3 protein-coding genes and 4 pseudogenes are annotated in these 3,151 nt (G+C 58.9%); 2 read left to right on the top strand and 5 right to left on the bottom strand.

The window, feature by feature from the left end; genetic code table 11:
- Nucleotides 1–113 (top strand): annotated as a pseudogene (locus tag IAG25_RS40945) (IS110 family transposase); the annotation flags it as partial.
- Between the two features lie 296 nt (nucleotides 114–409).
- Here the strand turns inward: IAG25_RS40945 and IAG25_RS40940 are convergent.
- Nucleotides 410–529, bottom strand: a pseudogene (locus IAG25_RS40940) (transposase); the annotation flags it as partial.
- 60 nt (nucleotides 530–589) lie between these two features.
- The gene (locus tag IAG25_RS40935; RefSeq protein WP_222946880.1) at nucleotides 590–904 is read right to left on the bottom strand and encodes an ATP-binding protein; all 315 of its coding nucleotides are present in this window, start codon (nucleotides 902–904) and stop codon (nucleotides 590–592) included.
- A 47-nt stretch (nucleotides 905–951) separates the two neighbouring features.
- On the opposite strand from IAG25_RS40935, the pseudogene tnpC reads away from it, so the two are divergent.
- A pseudogene (tnpC, locus tag IAG25_RS42025) lies at nucleotides 952–1,482 on the top strand (IS66 family transposase); the annotation flags it as partial.
- A gap of 101 nt (nucleotides 1,483–1,583) precedes the next feature.
- Here the strand turns inward: tnpC and IAG25_RS40925 are convergent.
- The 3 genes and pseudogenes from IAG25_RS40925 to IAG25_RS40910 all read right to left on the bottom strand — a co-directional run.
- Complete coding sequence (locus IAG25_RS40925) at nucleotides 1,584–2,585, bottom strand: tyrosine-type recombinase/integrase (RefSeq protein WP_187609867.1); 1,002 nt, start codon at nucleotides 2,583–2,585, stop codon at nucleotides 1,584–1,586.
- Nucleotides 2,569–2,805 (bottom strand): hypothetical protein, encoded by a 237-nt coding sequence (locus IAG25_RS40920; RefSeq protein ID WP_222946879.1) that lies wholly within the window; start codon nucleotides 2,803–2,805, stop codon nucleotides 2,569–2,571. The genes IAG25_RS40925 and IAG25_RS40920 overlap by 17 nt, the downstream gene beginning before the upstream one ends.
- A gap of 139 nt (nucleotides 2,806–2,944) precedes the next feature.
- Nucleotides 2,945–3,151, bottom strand: a pseudogene (locus IAG25_RS40910) (IS21 family transposase); the annotation flags it as partial.

Raw genomic sequence — 3,151 nt, 5'->3', positions numbered from 1 at the left:
TCCGTTCAATGCTCACGCGTCGACATTCCAACGTGGTGGCCTGTGCGCTGGCCAACAAGCTGGCGCGTACCGCGTGGGCGCTGGCGACGCACCATACGACGTTCCAACCATGATGAGGCGAAAAGCTCGCCTGAACGCTCGGTCTACAGTTGTACTGACGTATCCGTCTGGTTTTGCGATGACTGACATTTGATGACGTGAACGGCATAACGGCCTGACAGACAACCTGTGATGTAAATCGGCCTTCGAGGCCGAGACAGTTTTAAGGATTGTCAGGCGCGACTCTCATCGTGGCGCGGGGAGCACTTTCCTCAAACGACGCCGGATAGATTTGGGCAGGCCAACCACACCGTCAAAATTCAGGGTTGCAAAAACGGAGGGGACCATAGATTTACATCGGCGCTAACAGATTCGGATGAACGCCGTACTGCTGCGCCAGTTCTGCAAGCGTCTTGTCGCCCTCGAGCGCCGCCAGAGCCACTTTTGCCTTGAACGCAGGTGAGTGCGTCCGTCGGTTGCGCTTTGTCATCTTCGGGTTCTCAGGCTGCGATCATCAGCCGGTTCGAGCAGCTTACTAATTGGCACCAATTCAGGACATACTGGAACCGACTTTACGTTGCTGTTGCTGAACTGGCCAAATCTGATGGGGAGCAGCTTCTCGCCGCATTGAGGTCCGCTCAGAACATGCCGCTTTGACACCGGGCAACGCCGCCAACTTCGTGAGCACCTGGCGCTTGCGCTCTTCGCGAGCACCGAGTTCGGCTTGCAGAAGTTGCTCCAGGAAGTCGGCCATACTCGAATCGGCTGCGGCCGTGCGTTGTGCCAGCGGCGCCCAATCGGTGGCGACGCAGTCGAGCTTCAGTTGCGCGCACAGCGCGGCGATGCGCTCATGTTGCAGATTCATGCGGTGAGCTCCAGCAAAAGCCCAAACGCTGAAGGGTGTTACAGTAAGCCGACGCATACGGGGGCTACCAGGCCATCTACGAAAGCGGGCGCGTCACGGAGGCGGCTTGCTGGGCGCACGCGCGACGTCAGTTCTATGAATTACACGCAGCGCGTCCCAATGCCTTGAACACTGAAGCGCTTGAGCGCATCGGCGCGCTATACAGGATTGAGGAGACAATCAGGGGCAAACCGCCCGACGAACGCCGTGCGTATCGTCAGGCGCATGCGCGGCCACTACTCGATGAGTTCCGTGCGTGGCTTACAACGATGCTGGCAACGCTCTCGCGCAAGTCGGACACGAGTCGGGCGATCCTTTATGCGCTGAACCGGTGGGAAGCGTTCACACGCTATTGCGATGACGGCCAGCTTGAAATCGACAACCTTCCAGTCGAGCGCGCGCTACGCGGGGTGGCCATAGGGCGACGTAACTACCTGTTCGCAGGAGCAGATTCTGGCGGTGAACGTGCCGCCGCAATCTATAGCCTCATTGGCACCGCCTTATGCCGCGCCCGGCATAAGGCGGTTTATGCCGTCTACCGAACTATGCCGAGCGGCTCTCTGGGCAGCCGCACTTACGCGCTCGATTGCGAAGTGCGGCGCCCGCGTGGTGCAGGCTCCATTCGGCATAGTCCTTCGCTTCACAGCGATTCAAGAAAGCTGATCAGGCGGTCGTCTGGCCGGAAGCGATTCGATTTGCGGTTCTCGTAGGGCTTAAGCTTGCTCAGTGCCGCCTCTTTGAGCGCGAGATGGGCATGCAGATAGGTCTGCGTTGTTTCAATTGATTCGTGGCCCAGCCATAGTGCGATCACAGAGGAGTCGACACCCGCTTGCAGTAGCTCCATTGCGGCGCTGTGCCTCAGCACATGCGGCGAGACGCGCTTTGAACTTAAGGATGGACATCTCTCACAAGCGGTGCGTGTGTGCTTGGCGAGGAGGGTTTGGACACTGTCAGCGCTAAGCCGGCCTCCATGCACATTGGGAAACAACGGTCTCGCGTTGCGGCGGGCCGGCTCACTGGTCCAGGCCTTGAGGACGCTCTGCACGTACGATGTCAGTGGTGTACATCGTTCCTTTCGACCCTTGCCGACACACCTCACATGAGCTCCAATGCCGAGGTGAATGGAATCCCTGTCGAGGTTGATAAGTTCAGAAAGACACAAGCCAGTCTGAACCGCGAGCAACAATAAGGCATGATCCCGGCGTCCTAGCCACGTCGAGCGGTCGGGCGCCGCGAGAATCGCGTCAATCTCCGGGCGTTCCAAGAAGTGCATTTGGCGCTTGTCATGGCGCTTGCTTGGTATCGCAAGTATCCGTTGAATGAGGGCGCCGTATGCTGGCTCCTCAAACGAGAGGTACCGGAAGAATGAGCGAATGGCTGTCAGACGCAGATTGCGCGTGCAGACGCTGACACCACGTGCCATTTCCAAGTCGGCAAGAAACGTGCTGATGAACGGCGCATCCAGATCATCGAGGGTCAAGGCCGAAGGCGGTTTGCGGAGCTTCGTCTGGGCAAACTTGAGCAATAGCCGAAACGTATCCCTGTACGATGCAATCGTATTGCTGCTGGCGTTGCGCTGCTGCATAAGTCGGATCGTGAAGTAGCGCTCCATAAGCGGAGCGACATCAGGCGTTGACTTCATGGCCGGCCTCCCACCGTCGATCAAGGCGCTCTGCAGCTTCTTCCATCAACTGCGGACACGCTGATAGATACCGATACGTGTCGCGCACGCAGGTGTGGCCGAGGTAGGTAGAAAGCAGCGGAAGCCGCTGCTCAACATCGAGCCCTTCGCGATACCAGTCAAGAAGCGTCCGGATGGCGAAGCTATGTCGGAAGTCGTGAACACGGGGATCCTGAGGCATATCTACGCTTCGTGCTCGCACGCATCGCCGACCATGTGATTAACCGCATCGACTAACTCGCACCGTGGGCCGTTGCCGATCAGCTCCGCACCGCAGTCTGAGAATCACAATCTCCAGTCAAGACGTTGCTGGTGCCGCGCTTACGCTTATCCTGCGGGCGATAAACGCGTGCAGGCAGAAATGAGGTGCCGTAGTGACGCGCGAAGTCCAGCACGGTGTCGCCCGCGCGGCTCGTAACGGTCGGGGTCGGCGATCATCGCGCGCGGGTTGTCCGGCACGATCAGTTGTGGAACGCCGCCGTAGAAGGTCAGCGCGCGGGCGATACCACTCAGCCAGTCCTCCATCG

Origin of the sequence: Caballeronia sp. EK (assembly GCF_014384845.1) — a bacterium.
In the GTDB taxonomy this organism is placed as follows: domain Bacteria; phylum Pseudomonadota; class Gammaproteobacteria; order Burkholderiales; family Burkholderiaceae; genus Caballeronia; species Caballeronia jiangsuensis.
This window is presented reverse-complemented; position numbering and strand designations above follow the sequence as displayed.